Source organism: Streptomyces sp. NBC_01476 (assembly GCF_036227265.1).
Taxonomy (GTDB): domain Bacteria; phylum Actinomycetota; class Actinomycetes; order Streptomycetales; family Streptomycetaceae; genus Actinacidiphila.
In genome coordinates this window covers 4567284-4581839 of the sequence record NZ_CP109446.1, presented here as the reverse complement: position 1 = coordinate 4581839, position 14556 = coordinate 4567284, and the positions used below count along the sequence as shown (strand labels likewise).

General features: G+C 69.8%; 16 protein-coding genes. 8 read left to right on the top strand and 8 right to left on the bottom strand.

Features of this window, described 5'->3' with window-relative positions; genetic code table 11:
• Nucleotides 1-75 precede the first annotated feature (75 nt).
• Nucleotides 76-1071 (bottom strand): inorganic phosphate transporter, encoded by a 996-nt coding sequence (locus OG552_RS19975; protein WP_329134822.1) that lies wholly within the window; start codon nt 1069-1071, stop codon nt 76-78.
• Nucleotides 1072-1077: 6 nt separating this feature from the next.
• Nucleotides 1078-1698: a DUF47 domain-containing protein gene (locus OG552_RS19970; protein WP_329134820.1), complete on the bottom strand. Its 621-nt coding sequence runs from the start codon at nt 1696-1698 to the stop codon at nt 1078-1080.
• Nucleotides 1699-1888: 190 nt separating this feature from the next.
• On the opposite strand from OG552_RS19970, the gene OG552_RS19965 reads away from it, so the two are divergent.
• Nucleotides 1889-2215, top strand: a complete 327-nt coding sequence (locus OG552_RS19965) for a metal-sensitive transcriptional regulator (protein ID WP_329134818.1) — start codon at nt 1889-1891, stop codon at nt 2213-2215.
• Between the two features lie 121 nt (nt 2216-2336).
• Here the strand turns inward: OG552_RS19965 and OG552_RS19960 are convergent, their stop codons facing one another.
• Nucleotides 2337-2507, bottom strand: coding sequence for a hypothetical protein (locus OG552_RS19960; RefSeq protein WP_329134816.1), 171 nt, complete (start codon nt 2505-2507; stop codon nt 2337-2339).
• A 129-nt stretch (nt 2508-2636) separates the two neighbouring features.
• The gene (locus tag OG552_RS19955; RefSeq protein ID WP_329134814.1) at nt 2637-3584 is read right to left on the bottom strand and encodes a hypothetical protein; all 948 of its coding nucleotides are present in this window, start codon (nt 3582-3584) and stop codon (nt 2637-2639) included.
• A gap of 786 nt (nt 3585-4370) precedes the next feature.
• Between OG552_RS19955 and OG552_RS19950 the strand changes: the two genes are divergently transcribed.
• Nucleotides 4371-5906, top strand: a complete 1536-nt coding sequence (locus tag OG552_RS19950; RefSeq protein WP_329140953.1) for an FAD-binding oxidoreductase — start codon at nt 4371-4373, stop codon at nt 5904-5906.
• A 35-nt stretch (nt 5907-5941) separates the two neighbouring features.
• On the opposite strand, the gene OG552_RS19945 is transcribed toward OG552_RS19950, so the two are convergent.
• Nucleotides 5942-6952 (bottom strand): hypothetical protein, encoded by a 1011-nt coding sequence (locus tag OG552_RS19945; protein ID WP_329134812.1) that lies wholly within the window; start codon nt 6950-6952, stop codon nt 5942-5944.
• Nucleotides 6937-7602 (bottom strand): hypothetical protein, encoded by a 666-nt coding sequence (locus tag OG552_RS19940; protein WP_329134810.1) that lies wholly within the window; start codon nt 7600-7602, stop codon nt 6937-6939. Before OG552_RS19940 ends, OG552_RS19945 begins: the two co-directional genes overlap by 16 nt.
• A gap of 306 nt (nt 7603-7908) precedes the next feature.
• On the opposite strand from OG552_RS19940, the gene OG552_RS19935 reads away from it, so the two are divergent.
• From OG552_RS19935 to OG552_RS19920, 4 genes are all read left to right on the top strand, one after another.
• A complete protein-coding gene (locus tag OG552_RS19935) occupies nt 7909-8196 on the top strand; it encodes a hypothetical protein (protein WP_329134809.1) in 288 nt (95 codons plus the stop codon).
• A gap of 61 nt (nt 8197-8257) precedes the next feature.
• Entirely contained in the window at nt 8258-9607 is a 1350-nt protein-coding gene (locus tag OG552_RS19930; RefSeq protein ID WP_329134807.1) for a hypothetical protein, read from the top strand.
• Entirely contained in the window at nt 9604-10215 is a 612-nt protein-coding gene (locus tag OG552_RS19925; protein ID WP_329134805.1) for a hypothetical protein, read from the top strand. Before OG552_RS19930 ends, OG552_RS19925 begins: the two co-directional genes overlap by 4 nt.
• Nucleotides 10212-10841, top strand: a complete 630-nt coding sequence (locus OG552_RS19920) for a hypothetical protein (RefSeq protein WP_329134803.1) — start codon at nt 10212-10214, stop codon at nt 10839-10841. The genes OG552_RS19925 and OG552_RS19920 overlap by 4 nt, the downstream gene beginning before the upstream one ends.
• Nucleotides 10842-10853: 12 nt before the next feature.
• Here the strand turns inward: OG552_RS19920 and OG552_RS19915 are convergent, their stop codons facing one another.
• Together OG552_RS19915 and OG552_RS19910 are read right to left on the bottom strand one after the other, a co-directional pair.
• The gene (locus OG552_RS19915) at nt 10854-11534 is read right to left on the bottom strand and encodes a phosphatase PAP2 family protein (RefSeq protein WP_329134802.1); all 681 of its coding nucleotides are present in this window, start codon (nt 11532-11534) and stop codon (nt 10854-10856) included.
• 257 nt (nt 11535-11791) lie between these two features.
• Entirely contained in the window at nt 11792-12799 is a 1008-nt protein-coding gene (locus OG552_RS19910) for a C40 family peptidase (protein ID WP_329134800.1), read from the bottom strand.
• A 323-nt stretch (nt 12800-13122) separates the two neighbouring features.
• Here OG552_RS19910 and OG552_RS19905 point away from each other — a divergent pair, with 323 nt between their 5' ends.
• Complete coding sequence (locus tag OG552_RS19905; RefSeq protein ID WP_329134798.1) at nt 13123-13431, top strand: hypothetical protein; 309 nt, start codon at nt 13123-13125, stop codon at nt 13429-13431.
• A gap of 176 nt (nt 13432-13607) precedes the next feature.
• Nucleotides 13608-14462, top strand: a complete 855-nt coding sequence (locus OG552_RS19900) for a hypothetical protein (protein WP_329134796.1) — start codon at nt 13608-13610, stop codon at nt 14460-14462.
• Nucleotides 14463-14556: the final 94 nt, after the last annotated feature.

Below are 14556 nucleotides of genomic sequence, written 5' to 3'. Positions count from 1 at the left end.
GCATGGCGGTGCCACCGCAGGGCGCAGGCCCCGCTTCCCGGCCGGGAAGCGGGGCCTGATCCGTCTCCGGGCCGGTCAGCCGAAGATCAGCCGGATCAGGTAGTACCCGGCCGCGGCCACCACACCGGCGGCCGGCATGGTGATGAACCACCCGGCGACGATGTTCTTCGCCACCCCCCAGCGGACCGCCTTGACCCGCTTCGTGGCCCCCACGCCCATGATCGCCGAGGTGATCACATGGGTGGTGGAGACCGGCGCCTGGAAGAGGTACGAGGTCGCGTAGAGGATGCCGGCCGAGGTGGTCTCGGCCGCGAAGCCCTGCGGCGGGTCCAGGTCGATGATGCGGCGTCCCAGCGTCCGCATGATCCGCCAGCCGCCCGCGTACGTGCCCAGCGACATCATCAGCGCGCAGACCAGCTTCACCCAGACCGGGATGCCGAAGCCCCGGGACGGGTCGTGGATGACCAGCGCAAGCACCACCACGCCCATCGTCTTCTGCGCGTCCTGCAGACCGTGGCCGAGCGCCATCGCCGCCGCCGAGATGGTCTGCGCGATCCGGAAGCCCCGCTTGGCCTTGTGCGGGTTGGCCCGCCGGAAGAACCAGAGGATCGCCAGCATGATCGCGTAGCCGACCACGAAGCCGACCACCGGCGAGACGAACATCGGCACGATGACCTTGTCGACCACCCCGGACCAGTGCACCAGCACGCCACCGGCGAGCGCGGCGCCGACCAGGCCGCCGAACAGCGCGTGGGTGGAGCTCGACGGCAGCCCGAAGTACCAGGTCAGCAGGTTCCAGACGACGGCGCCCGCCAGGCCGGCGAAGAGCACGCCCATCCCGGCGTTCCCGTGGGGCGTGCTGATGATGCCCTTGCTGACGGTGCCGGCCACCCCCTGACCGAGGAAGGCGCCCAGCAGGTTCATCACCGCGGCCATCGCCAGCGCCGCCTTGGGTGTCAGCGCCCGGGTGGAGACCGAGGTGGCGATGGCGTTCGCCGAGTCGTGGAAGCCGTTGGTGTACGTGAAGAAGAGCGCGACCCCGACGGTCACGATCAGAACAAAGGTGTCCACGGGTGGTCAGGACTCCTTGACCGCGATGGTCTCCACCGTGTTCGCCACGTGCTCGAAAGCGTCCGCCGCCTCTTCCAGCACGTCCACGATCTGCTTGAGCTTGAGGACCTCGATGGCGTCGTACTTCCCGTTGAACAGCTGTGCGAGCAGCTTGCGGTGGATCTGGTCGGCCTGGTTCTCCAGGCGGTTGACCTCGATCCAGTACTCGGTCAGGTTGGACATCGTGCGCAGGTTGGGCATCGCCTCGGCGGTCAGCTCCGCGGCGCGCGCCAGCACCTCGATCTGCTGCTCGACCCCCTTGGGAAGCTCCTCCACGTTGTAGAGGACGACCAGGTCAACGGCCTCTTCCATGTAGTCCATGATGTCGTCGAGAGAACCCGCGAGGGTGTAGATGTCCTCCCGGTCGAACGGGGTGATGAAGGAGGAGTTGAGTTGGTGGAAGATCGCGTGCGTCGCGTCGTCGCCCGCGTGCTCCGCCGCCCGCATACGCTCCGCGATCTCCGGCCGGGTCGCCGAATCGGCCCCGAGCAGTTCCATGAGGAGCTTCGAACCGGTGACGATGTTGTCCGCGGATGCGGCGAACATGTCGTAGAAGCTCGTCTCCCTGGGGGTCAGACGAAAGCGCACGTTGAGGTCCTCGGGGTGCTCGGTTTCGGTCTCGTTGATGCTAGGTGCATCATCCAGCCACGGTTGACCGGTGTCACCCAGTGTCGCCCATGAGGCCAAACCTCCTGACAGGGGATGCCTCGCACAAGGTATCGATTCGGTAAGCTATACCCATCGGGGGTATAACGGGACAGAAGGGCGGGCAGGCCGGATGACCTCGGAAAGCGTCGCGGGGGAGAGTGTGGAGCCGCACGGGCCGCATGGCTACAGCCATGACAAGGAGTCCCACCTCAAGAGGCTGCGCAGGATCGAGGGCCAGATCCGGGGCCTGCAGCGGATGGTCGAGGAGGACGTCTACTGCATCGACATCCTCACCCAGGTCTCGGCGAGCACCAAGGGGCTGCAGTCGTTCGCCCTGCAGCTGCTGGAGGAGCACCTGCGGCACTGCGTGGCCGCGGCGGCGGTCGGCGGCGGCCCGGAGATCGACGAGAAGGTGGCGGAGGCGACAGCGGCGATAGCGCGGCTGCTGCGGACCTGAGGGCGGCTGACGGCTGGCGCGGGATGACGCGAACGCCGGCCGGCGTGGGTGGCGGCTGGCGGGGGCGCTGGCGCCGGATGATGTGGGTGCCGGCTGACGAGGGTGCCGGCTGACGTGTCGGCTAGTTGGCGGTCGGCGCGCTGGGCGCGACGTCCAGGACCTCGTCGATCCGGGCGAAGCTGAGCCGGTCACCGTCGGCGGTGGACGCGGCGATCATCAGCTCACCGCACAGTTCGATCTCCATCAGCGCCACCGGGTCGTCCTGCACCGAAGTTCCGGGCGAAGGCACCATGCGCGTACCACCTCCTCGCTCACGAATCGCCCCCTGACCCACTCGGCCGTACTCCAGGGTAGGGACCACACGTGCTCCGGCGCATGGCACGGATGGGCCATTTCGATGAGGCCCGATCCGGCGGGGCCCTTACTGCGGTTGGGCAGAAACGATCTTTCCGGACCAGATGTCCGCAGCTCGGGGCATGATCACCGGCACCGCGGTGCCGAATCCGTCGAAGCGGGTGGTAGAGACCACCGTCACATTGTGCCCGGCCCCCCGCCTCGTCCCGGCGGCGCTGAAAGTGAACCGCTGGCTCAGCTCCCGCAGCCGCCCGACCGAGTCCAGCCACGCGTCGAAGGGCACCCGGGTCACCGTGAACCCCTTCGCCGCCGCCTCCAGCGGACCCCGGTCGGCCGCCGGCGCGGCCTGCGCGGCGCGGGCGATGTCGGCGGTGCCCCGGTAGTGCCGCACCCGCACCCCGTCCCGGGTCTCCGCTCCGACGAAGGTCACCGGCCCGGCGCCGCGCAGCAGTTCGGCCGCGGCCAGCGGTTCTGTGGCGCCCCCGGTCACCAGATTCCCGTCCGGCAGCCGGGTGGTGTCCACCCGCACCCACTTGCCGGCCGGCACCCCGGCGCCCCGGTCCTTCATGTAGAGCGCGCCCGGTGTCAGCAGTTCGGTGAGCGGCTTGTGCTCCGCCACCCCGGCCGCGTCCTCGGGCAGGTCCAGCGTCAGCCGCCCCTGCCGGCGGGCGTAGTCGAACCCGCCGGTGCCGGTGATCGTCAGCCAGGTGCCGCCGCTCGCCATCCGCATCGACGTCCGCACCCGTGAGCTGCCGGCCCGTACCAGCACATCGGGCGCCGCCCCCACGGCCCTTGCCGCCGCGACGCCCTGCGGCTCACCGCTCGGCCCCTCGGCGGCGGCGCCACTGCCGGCGCAGCCGCCGAGCGCCCCGGCGAGCGCGAGGGCGGCGACCGCCGCGAGTGCCGTACGGGCACCCGGGCTGCCCAGGCTGCCCGGTGGCCCGGACGCGGGCGCAGGCGCGGGCGCCGATCCGCCGGGCACGACCTCCGCCGGAAACCTTCCTACCGCTGCCACGATCACCCATCCGTCCCTGTACGGCCGGGCGCCGGGCAGGCGACCGGGGCCTCGTTCCGCTTAACGACGGTCTTGAGTACGCCGTCACGCCCGTTACGGTGGAGGGGTGCGCGATGTGGTCGCTACCGAACCCCCCGCCCTTTCCCCCTCCGCCGCTGATGGCAGCACCGCCGGGTCCACGGGGAGCGACCGGGACGAAGCCGGGCACCGTACCTCCGTCACGGAACGCGGTGCCTTCGTGTCGGCGCGCTGTACGTGCGGCTGGCGCGGGCCGGCCCGCCGGTCGCGTGACCGGGCCCGGCGGGACGCGGGGGAGCACGGGGGCGTTTGAGGGCGGGCGCTCTGACGGAAGCCCGGCCGAGGGTCCCGGGGTAGCCGCGGGCGAGCCCGGGCCCTGCGCGGTACAGCTCACCGGCGACGCCGTCGGGGAGGTCCCGCAGCGCCGGATCGCGTCCCCCTCCTCCCAGCCCTGCCGCCCTTCCGTCACCCGAGGGCCTGCCGGGGGCCGTTGACCGGCGAAAATCGTCGCAACCGGAACCCCGGCTGCGTCGTCTTGGGTTACCGGAGGTGCGCGTGGGCAGTAGGCACCTGCCGCCGGGGTCGGCCCGACCCCGTGCGCGGACGTGATGCGGCGGTGGAGCAACGGTGAACCAGACAGCCACGGAACAGGCCGGCCAAGCGGACCCGGCAGACCGGGTGGACCCGGCGGACTCGACGGACCTTCCGGCACGGCCGGCCCCCTTCGGGTCGGCGCCCGCCCGCCCACCGGCCCGCCGTACCGCGCTCATGGCCGGCGGCGCCGTACTCGCCGCCGCCTGGCTCTCCGGCTGCACCGGTGACGGCACCGGCGACGACGCGAAGGCCGGCGCGGCGTCCAGCACCGCCGCCGCCACCAGCACGCCGCCGCACTCCCCCTCCCCCAGGCCCACCCATGTGAAGGCGGACTGGAAGGCACTCGGCTCCTCCCTCGACGGCGACCTCGTCCTCCCCCAGGACAGCGGCTACGCGACCGGCCGCCGCCTCTACAACACCCGCTACGACAACCTGCGCCCGGCCGGCATCGCCTACGTCACCGGCGCCGAGGACATCCGCGCCTGCCTGGACTTCGCCACGCGCACCGGCACCGTGCCGGTGGTCCGCAGCGGCGGCCATTCATACGCGGGCTGGTCGAGCGGCGACGGACGCCTGATCATCGACGTCTCCCGGCTCAACTCCATCCGGCTGGACGGCACCAACGCCACCATCGGCGCCGGCGCCAAACTGATCGACGTCTACAGCACCCTGGGCGACCAGGGCCGCTGCGTCCCCGGCGGCTCCTGCCCCTCGGTCGGCATCTCCGGCCTCACGCTCGGCGGCGGCCATGGCGTACTGAGCCGTTCCATGGGCCTGACATGCGACAACCTCATAGGCGCCACGCTCATCACACCCGACGGCCGCACCCACGAGGTCTCCGCCGACGCCGAACCCGACATCTTCTGGGCGCTGCGCGGCGCGGGCAACGGCCAGTTCGGCGTCGTCACCTCGCTCCGCTTCAGCACGCACGCGACGCCCGACGTCGTCACCGGCTACCTCACCTGGCCGTGGAGCCGGGCCGCCGCGGTGATCCGCTCCTGGCAGTCCTGGGGCCCCGACCAGCCGGACCCCATCTGGTCCGCGCTCCACCTCGACTGCGCGCCCGGCGGCTCACCGACCGTCTCGGTCGCCCTGATGTCCACCGGCTCCCGCGACGAACTCGCCGCCGCCGCGGACCGGCTGGCCGACGCCCCGGGCGGGCCCGGGCCCGCCTCCTCGGTCTCCCTGCGGCCGCACGCCTTCCTCGACGCGATGTTCTCCTACGCCGGCTGCTCGGGCCTCTCCGCCGCCCAGTGCCACCTGGCGCCGGCCGGGCACCTGGGGCGCGAGACCTACACCGCCCGCTCGGACTTCTACGACAGCCGGCTCTCGGCCGCCGGCATCGACACGCTCCTCGCCCAGACCCAGCGCCTGGCCAACCAGTCCGGCGGCGGCGCGGGCAGCATCGCCCTCACGGCGCTCGGCGGCGCGGTCAACCGCCCCTCCCCCACGGCCACCGCCTTCTCCCACCGCAGGTCCCGCGTCCTGGTCCAGTACCTCGCCTCGGACCACCTCGCGGACACGTCCTGGCTCGACACGACCCACGCGGCCATGCGCCGTTACGCCTCCGGCGCGGCCTATCAGAACTACACCGACCCCACCCTCAAGAACTGGCGCACCGCCTACTACGGCCCCAACGCGTCCCGCCTCGCCACCCTCAAGTCCCACCTCGACCCCAACCACCTCTTCACCTTCCCCCAGTCCCTCTGACCGACCGAGCGCCCGGGGAAAGGCCGACCCTGCGGTCACCGGTTGACGGTCTGGATCTCCTGCACCTGCACGTCCTGCTGGGAATCGGAGAACCCGTCGTCCATGGGCGTGCCCCCGGGCTGCACATCCGCGGTGGGGGTCCAGGTCACGCGCCAGGTGATCTCGGCACGCAAGGGATAGGTGGTCCCCTGAGTGGCCTTCCGGTAGGTGATGTTGCAGTCCGCGCCGGCACTGTTCACCTTGTAGCCGCCGTTGGCGTCACCGAAGGTGTAGTCGCAGCTGGCAGGGTCCGCATACGAGGTCCCGGCCTCGACATGCAGGCTGTAGGGAACAGCCACCACGGTCGCCGCCACGGGGCCGACCTGGGCGGTCACGGAGACTTGGCCCAGCGCCCGGTCGAAGCTCACATACGTCGGCAGGTTGACCTTCTGATTCTGCGCGTCGGGGCTGAGATCCACCTTGCGCGTCGGCAGAGTCATCTGCCCGTACGCGGCCTGCGCAAGAACCTGCGGCGACACCGGCAACGGCGGCGCGGGATCATTCGGTCCCTGCCACAACCAGCCCTCGTTGTAAGGGCACAAGGGGGTGTCGTTCCTCTCCAGCGCGTGCTGGTCCCAGGCAAGCACCCACCAACTGCCGTCGTCCCCCTGGTGGTACTTGATCTCGTTCATCTTGGACTGAACTTGGTTGTAGTAGTTGGCGACGGTGTCGGCACGGGACTGCCCGGCACTGATGTACCGCCGGTCGATCTCGGACTTGAACTCTTCCGGCGTCATGCTCTCGTACCAGCACACCGGCGGCGTCCAGTTCACGTTCGACGACCGCACCGGCTTCGAATCGTCGCCGGGGGCGCCACCACCCCGGTGCGTGTACGTCACGTGCGAGTAGTAGGTCGTACCATCGCCCCCGGTGTCCGTGGTCTTGCTGTCGCCCTGGTCGACCCCGTCGCCGGCGGACGCCGTCCCTATGGCCAGGGACAGCAGCGCCGCGCACGCCACCGCGACAACGGAGCAGCGGCTCGAACGGGTTGTCAGGAAACCGCGCACTGCTTCGCCCCCTTCAGCCAACTGTGGTCAAAGGCCTGCCACTCGCCTGACGACGACTTGGACATCAGCAAGGTCCACTGCCGGAAATCCGAAGGTGAGGGCGAGGTGACGTGGACCCTGCCCGTTGTGAAATCCTTCGAGTAGGCCTTGCGCTGGTCCTCGCAGTACGTGACCTGCATGGCGCCGCCCTGAACGGACTTCACGACAGGGTTGTAGTAACGGTAGACGCCCGTGATGACGGTGCCGCCCTTGATCTGGCTGATCAGCGAGTCGGCGTAGGAGGCACCGCGTTCACCGGTCCAGAAGCGGGAGAAGTTCGGCGTCACCTTGGTACGGGGCTGCACTTCAAGTTCGAGAACCGACTTCGCGGCGTAACTGGCGTCCTGGAGGACGAGTTTGTCCTCGGCCTTCGCGCTGTCGAAGCCGGTGAACTCCACCGTCAGGTCCGGCGGGAGGTTGAACTTCGGGGCGTCAGGGCCCGTCGGAGGGGTCGGCGTCGGGGTCGATGAGGTCGTGGTCGGCGCCGCTGCCGTCGTCGCTGACGGCTGGATCTTGTCCGCGCTGTCCGACCCGCCCCCGCCGCAGGCGGTCAGCAGCAGGCCCGCCGAAGCGGCGAAGGCGACGGCAATGGGCAGGGAAGAGCGGGTCACTTCGGAGTCCCCCGTGAATCGTCCGGTTCCGGTCGGTTGCGCTTCGCTTCGACCCTACCGGCGCGAGCGATGGGGCTGTAGGGGCCGACCCCGATCGGTACCTGTTCGCATCACGCTTCACACCGCCTTCACCGAAGTCGGCCCGTCAAGGCACCCCCCGCCCCGCACTCGCCCGCACTCGCCCGCACTCGCCCGCACTCGCGCCGCCGGACTTTGCTCTCCTTTGCCCTCCGGCGGTTGTTCGGTTCCCAAAAGACTTGAGAGGTTGGTGGTTTCCGCCAGATCTCGCCGGGAGGGCACGAACGGATGACGGACCTGAAGGTCTCGTACGACCATCTGGAGGACTCCGCCCGCAATCTCAAGGCGATCCAGCGGGAGTTGGACGACACCAAGCACCACCAGGCGGACATCGCGGACGAGTTGGGCTCCGGCGACATGATCCACGCGATGCACGACTTCGCCGCGAACTGGGATTACCACCGGCACAAGTTGCTCGAAAAGATCCAGGCCATGGGCGAGATGACGGAGAAAACCCTGGACGCGTTCAAGGACGTCGACGAGAAGCTCAAGAACGGTCTGACGAAAGCGGAATGACCGAGCGGCGGTCGCGCGGGCCCGTACCGCGGTTCGCGCAGGGGGAGAGGAACGCGCACGTATGGCCAGGGCGGCAGATTCCGAGTGGATCGTGCTCGACGAGGCACAGGACCCGATACCCGGGGATCCGCAGGAGATCCGTACCGAGGCGACTCGGCTCGGAAAGATGGCGGGAACCATCCGCGACCAGATCGCCCTGCTGAAGACCATCGCGGGCGACGACAACATCGGCCGGTTCGCGGACGAACTCCGCGACAGCGCGGCCGAGTTGCAGGGCGGCCTGGACAAGGTCGCCACCCGCTACGAGCACGTCTCCGGCTATCTGGCCCACTGGGCCGACGACCTGGAGGACTGCCAGTCCGACTCCCTGCGCGCGCTGGCCAGAGCCCAGGCGGTCGCGGCCACCGCGAACGCGCCCGACGCGAAACCCGCCCCGGGCAGCCCACCGCCGCGCCTGACACCGGCCGAGGAGCAGCAGAAGGCCGCCGACGACCGCGCCAAGCACGCCGCCCAGGGTGAGTTGGCGGACGCCAAAGCCCAACTGGCCCGCACCAAGGACCACCGCGACGCCCGAGCGAGCCACTGGAAGCAGAAGATCGAGAACACCGAGCACGACGGCCTCAAGGACAGCCGCTGGGACGGGTTCAAGGACTTCGTCCACGAGCACGCCGAGATGATCAAACTCCTCGCCGACATCTGCACGTGGATCGTCACCGCGCTCGTCGTCGTGTCTCTCTTCATCCCCGGCCTGGACGTGGCCACCTGGCTCCTCGCCGGCCTGATGTTCGCCGCCCTGGCCGGCCACGGTTCCCTGGCCCTCACCGGCGACGGCTCCTGGATCGACGTCGGCCTCGACGTCTTCGCCCTGGCGACCCTGGGAACGTCGGTTCTGACGAAGAGTTTCCTGACGGGTTCCACGGAGTTCGCGGAGACCATAGCGAGTGGCCTGCGGGGCACGGCGGAGGCGGGCGCCAGCAGCGCGGCCCGCGCTGCGGCGAAAGGCGCAGGGCTCGTGGAGGAGTTCGACCAGGCGGGCCTCAACCGGACCTGGTCTCCTTTCGTGAACTACGGCCGGGCCGTCGGCGAGAAGTTCCTCGCGGCCGGCGAGAACACGGTGATCGAGAAAGTGTCGAAACTGCGATCGCTCGCCGAGACGTTCCCCGACACCCGGCTCTTCCCGAACGCCCTCGCTCGCGGCACAAGTTTCATGAACACCATCCGGCTGGCGAACGGCGCCGCGAACGTCGTTGACGAATTCGGCCACTGGGCCGGCGGCAGCGACCTGGTCAACTGGATCGGCAACGGTTTCGCGGGCGGCGTCGCGCACCCCGATCTGGAAGGTGAAACCTCCCCGCACTGGGACGAGTTCGGCCGCCTCAAGGAACTCACCACCTCGGAGATCGGCTCGTGACGGCGACCGGCGCGATACGCGGCTACCGCATCGTGGTCCCGCGCGAATGGCAGAAGATCCCGGTCCAGCGGGGCACCGACAAAGCGCTCACCGCCCTCCTCGACCAGGCGTTCGCCAAGCACAGCCGTGACCAGGTCGCCCCGTACCGACGGGAGTTGGAGGCCCGGCTGAAGAGGCTGATCGCCCAGGCACGGCAGAACGCCGGCGTCGATCTCTACCTGCCCTTCGGCCGGCCCGAGAAGAACCTGCCGGCCTCCTTCCTCGTCTCCTTCGTGGAATTCGGCAAGCCCGATGCGCCGCAGCCGGGACAGGTCCTGGCCGAACTCCTGTCGGCCGGCGAAGGAGGGACGCCGGTCGAACTCGACGGCACCGCCGGTATCCGTACCGAAAAGGTGTACGCCGCCGACGCCGAGCGCGGGGTCGACCATCCGTCCCGGCGCGTCGAGTACCTGCTGCCGGCACCGGGGAGGGCGGACGGCTGGCTGCTCTCGTCGTTCTCCACTTTCGGAGCCGGCAGCCCCGACGACGGCACCGCGAAGCTGCTGTGCGCACTGTTCGACGCCATCATGGGCACGTTCCGCTGGGAACCGGCACAGGAGAACGTATGAGTTTCGAGACCCGTGAGGCGACCGATAACTGGATCACGGTCGACTACGACCGGTCCCGGTGGTTTCCGATGCCGGTGAGCTTTCCCGGAACCAAGTGGGCGGATGAGGCGGAGTGGGCATTCGACTATGCCAGGGATCGCTTTCTGAGGGCCGGACGCACCCTGACGAAGAAGATCGTCAAGAATGAGGTGCTGCCGTTCGCGGAGGCCCTGCTGCTGGCCCGCGACAACGCGATCGGACACATCGGAGCGCACGTGTTCTACCTGCACTGCCCCGACTACACCAGGCTGCCCGTGCTCGCCGCCATCGCCATGTGGAAACGGGACGGCACCCGGGAGGAAGCGTTCCAGCACTATGCCTACTGGGGCACCAAGAGCGCCACGAGCGAGGCGACAGCGGAATGGTTCGAGACCGAGGCGCTGGGCACCGGAGTCAGGTCCCGATGGAGTGGTGACCTGGGCAACGGACCGTACGAACAGGTCAACTACGTCTTCCGCGACGACACATACGACACCGACGTCCACATCTTCCTCATGGCCTGGGACCACGACCGCTTCGTCGAAGTCGCAGCCGACCTCGACCAGCTCGTCCGCGGCATCCGCTGCGTCCCCGACGACGGGAGCTGACCGGACGGCCCACTACGCCGCCAAGCCCTTGTCGTCCGCGCGCTGTTGAGGGGCGGGGGACGGGATCGCCGGGCCGCCGGGGCGGCGGATGAGGAAGGCCAGGCGGGTGGTGGTCAGGGACGTGGTGAGGGCGGTGAGGAGGGCCAGGGCGAGGGGGGCCAGGAGGAGGCACGTCGCGGCGCCGAGGGCGAAGCCGCCGACGACGTCGGTGGGGTAGTGGGCGCCGAGGTAGATCCGGCTGATCCCTTCGGCGAGGGCGACCAGCAGTGCCGCGGCGCCGAGGCGGCGGCTGACCATGAACAGGCCGACGGCGACCGCACCGGTGAGGGCCGCGTGGTCGCTGACGAAGGAGTAGTGGTGGCCGCCGTGCACCAGGACGTCGAGGCCGTCGTGCTCGGTGTACGGGCGGGGCCGGTGGACGAAGGCGCGGACCGGGATGTTGAGCAGGAGGGCGAGGCCGCCGGCCAGGACCGCCCACAGCACGCCGGCCACCGCGGCGGGCGCGTCCGCCGAGCGCCGGGCCACCCGCCACCAGCACCAGCCGGCGAGGACGGCGGCAACGGCGATCAGCCCGTAGTCGCTGAGGAATTGGACCGCCCTGTCGACGCCGTGCGGCGCCTGCTTGGCGAAGTCGTTGATGTCACGGAGCAGGCTGATGTCAGGGTTCACGCTGTCGTTAGCGACCTTGGCCATAGCGGTGGTGCCCCTTACGTACGGTGCCAGGCTGGCTGGGCTCGTCCGCAACCCCCGTCGCTTGCGTCCCGCGCCATTCTCTCCCGTACAACTCGCGACACGGTACGTAGCGTTCCGGTCTTCGCCAGATGATCACCATGCCGTTATACAAGGGTGACCAGCGAGAAGGGACAAACCGGCGCCGATCGGCGAGGCTCAGGCCACGACCTCACCGAACGCATACGTCACATCCGCACCATCCACCGGGGGGGTACGACTCAGGCCGCGGCCTTCGTCGGCAGCGCCTGCGCCCCCGCCTGGGTCACCCGGGTCGCCCCGATGTAGTCCGCCGAGTCGATCGGGTCGAAGCGGATCACCGCACCCGTGTGCGGCGCGTCGATCATGTACCCGCCGCCGACGTAGATCCCGACGTGATGGATCGTCCGCGGGTCGTTGAGGTCGGTGGCGAAGAACACCAGGTCCCCGGGGAGGAGTTCGGACCGGGCCGGGTGCGAACCCGCGTTCCACTGGTCGTTGGCGACCCGCGGCAGGCTGATGCCGACCGACTCGTACGACGCCTGCGTCAGCCCCGAGCAGTCGAACCGCCCGCCCTGCGCCGCGGTGCCCTCGCCGCCCCACAGGTACGGCTTGCCGAGCTGCTGCTGGGCGTAGTAGATCGCCGCGGCCGCCTGCTGGGAGGGCGCCAGCCGGCCGACCGGGGCGGCGAAGCTCTTCTCCAGCGTGCGGATGGTCTTCACGTAGTTCTGGGTCTCGGCGAACGCCGGGACCCCGCCGGCCTGTATCACCGCGTACGCCCCCGCGTTGTAGGAGGCGAGCATGTTGTCCGTGACGTCACCCGGCACGTTCTTCACATAGGAGGCGAGCTCGCAGTCGTACGAGGCCGCCGACGGGATCGCGTCCTGCGGGTCCCAGACGTCCGTCCTGCCGTCGCCGTTGCCGTCCACGCCGTGCGTCGCCCAGGTGCCCGGGATGAACTGCGCTATCCCCTGCGCCTGCGCCGGACTCTGCGCCCGCGCGTTCCAGCCGCTCTCCTGGTAGAGCTGGGCGGCCAGCAGCGCCGGGTTGATCGCCGGGCAGAGATTGCCCCACTTCAGGACGATCGGCTGATATATGGCCGGTACCGTACCCTTGGCCAGAGTGACCGCCCCGCCGCCGTTCCTGGCAAGGCCGGCCGCGGCCGAAAACGTACCCACCACCAGCAACGCCAGGAACGAACAGCACAGGCCCGCACCGACGATGACGGTGAGCCAGACCTTGCGCGCCACAGCCGCCCGCCCCTTCCTGAGCGCTCAGTTCCCGCCGGTCGCGCGCCGTACCGCCCGCTCGCGTCCGGGGTCCGCGGTCCCGTACGTTGTCGTACGTTCCCATCGTTGCCCTGCGGTCACCCGCGTGATACACAGAGTAGTCGTCTACATCCTTCGAACAATGGTCCGCCAACCAGTCTGACGGCTGCGGACCGATTTGCACGGACGATCCGCCGAGAAAGTCGCTGAGTCGACATGCAACAGCGGATTCCTCCGTCAGACTGGGTCCTGGCCCCTTGCGCCCCGGCGAGGGAGTCAACTGATCGAGCGGGGTGGTGAGTTACATGTACCTGGCAGCCGCGAAGGGCGACATCAACACCATCATCGGTGGCATCGCCCCCGACTGGGGTCCCTTCGGATCCCTCGGCAATGAAGCACGTGTGATGATCGAGGTGGTGATGGCGACAGCGATCCTGCTGTGCCTGGCCATCGCGATCTGGGGCGCCGCGAAACAGCGGATCGGCGCCACCGCACTGCGCGACACCTTCAGCGCGGAGCAGGGCAAGGGATTGATCATCGCCGGACTGACCGGCGTGTTCATCATCGGTTCACTCGGCACGCTGTTCACCATCGTGTACGGGATGGCCGTCTAGCCCGGTCGGCTCAGCCGGTACCCGCCGGTCCGAGCGCAACATTCCGGAGCCCGTCCCCGGCTCCGCCTTCCCCTCCGAGGCTGCGTGCTGATGCCCACTCAACCAAGCAGCGGTGCCGTCCGCGACAGGCGTCGCTCCGGCGTGCCCGCGGGCCCGGTGCCCGAGGGGGCGACCGCGTGGTGAACACCGGTCAGGACGGACCCGGGACCCGGACCCGGCTGCCCGAGGGTCCGGCGGGGCACGGCGGCGCTCCGCGCCGGGGCCAGCCCCGGCGTGCCCTGGTGACGGTGGTGAGCATCGTCGTCCTCCTCATCGCGGCGCTCGCGTTCGCCAACCGCGGCGGGCACGATTCCCCCGGCACCGCGTCCGGGGCGCCCTCGACGGGGTCCTCAGGGACCTCGGGGTCCTCAGGGTCCTCAGGCGCGAAGGACGGCGCCCCCGCCGCCACCGCCCCCTCCGGCGAACGCCCCGTCAGCGGCAAGACCAACGGCATCCCTTCCGGCTTCCCCCACACGGCGGAGGGCGCCCAGTCGGCCGCGGCGAACTACGCGGTGGCGCTCGGCGGCGTCGACATGTTCAACACGGGCCGCCGGCACGCCATCGTCAGCACCGTCTACGCAGCGGATGTCGCGGCCGCCTCGCAGAGTCAGCTCGACAAGGTCTACTCCGACCCCGCGTTCCTGCAGCGGATCGGCCTCCAGCCGGACAGCACCGCGCCGAAGGGCACGACCTTCGTCTCCCGTACGAACCCGGTCGGCACCAAACTGGTGCAGTACACAAGCGCATCCGCGACCGTGAGCATCTGGTACTCGTCGCTCTTCGGGCTGGCGGGTGAAGGCTCGACCAACCCGGTCACCGAGAGCTGGTTCACCAACACTTTCGAGATGAAGTGGGCCGCGGGCGACTGGAAGATCACCGACTTCCAGCAGAAGGACGGCCCCACCCCCGTCGGGCGGGACCAGGCGGCGTCATCGGCCCAGGACATGACCGACGCAGTGAACGGGTTCGGAGGCTTCACCTATGCCCGATAGTCCGGCTCTCCTGCCCGGCGCTGCCGCGTGCCCACAAGGCGGCGCGTGCCCACAAGGCGGCGCGGGCCGTGCGACGACGCGTCGCCGGGCCCTC

What these genes read in the sequence shown, in the direction of transcription:
- OG552_RS19905 (WP_329134798.1), top strand. Translation starts at nt 13,123, where the DNA reads ATGTACCTGGCAGCCGCGAAGGGCGACATCAACACCATCATCGGTGGC.
- OG552_RS19950 (WP_329140953.1), top strand. Translation starts at nt 4,371, where the DNA reads ATGGCCGGCGGCGCCGTACTCGCCGCCGCCTGGCTCTCCGGCTGCACC.
- OG552_RS19935 (WP_329134809.1), top strand. Translation starts at nt 7,909, where the DNA reads ATGACGGACCTGAAGGTCTCGTACGACCATCTGGAGGACTCCGCCCGC.
- OG552_RS19960 (WP_329134816.1), bottom strand. Translation starts at nt 2,507, where the DNA reads ATGGTGCCTTCGCCCGGAACTTCGGTGCAGGACGACCCGGTGGCGCTG.
- OG552_RS19930 (WP_329134807.1), top strand. Translation starts at nt 8,258, where the DNA reads ATGGCCAGGGCGGCAGATTCCGAGTGGATCGTGCTCGACGAGGCACAG.
- OG552_RS19965 (WP_329134818.1), top strand. Translation starts at nt 1,889, where the DNA reads ATGACCTCGGAAAGCGTCGCGGGGGAGAGTGTGGAGCCGCACGGGCCG.
- OG552_RS19920 (WP_329134803.1), top strand. Translation starts at nt 10,212, where the DNA reads ATGAGTTTCGAGACCCGTGAGGCGACCGATAACTGGATCACGGTCGAC.
- OG552_RS19915 (WP_329134802.1), bottom strand. Translation starts at nt 11,534, where the DNA reads ATGGCCAAGGTCGCTAACGACAGCGTGAACCCTGACATCAGCCTGCTC.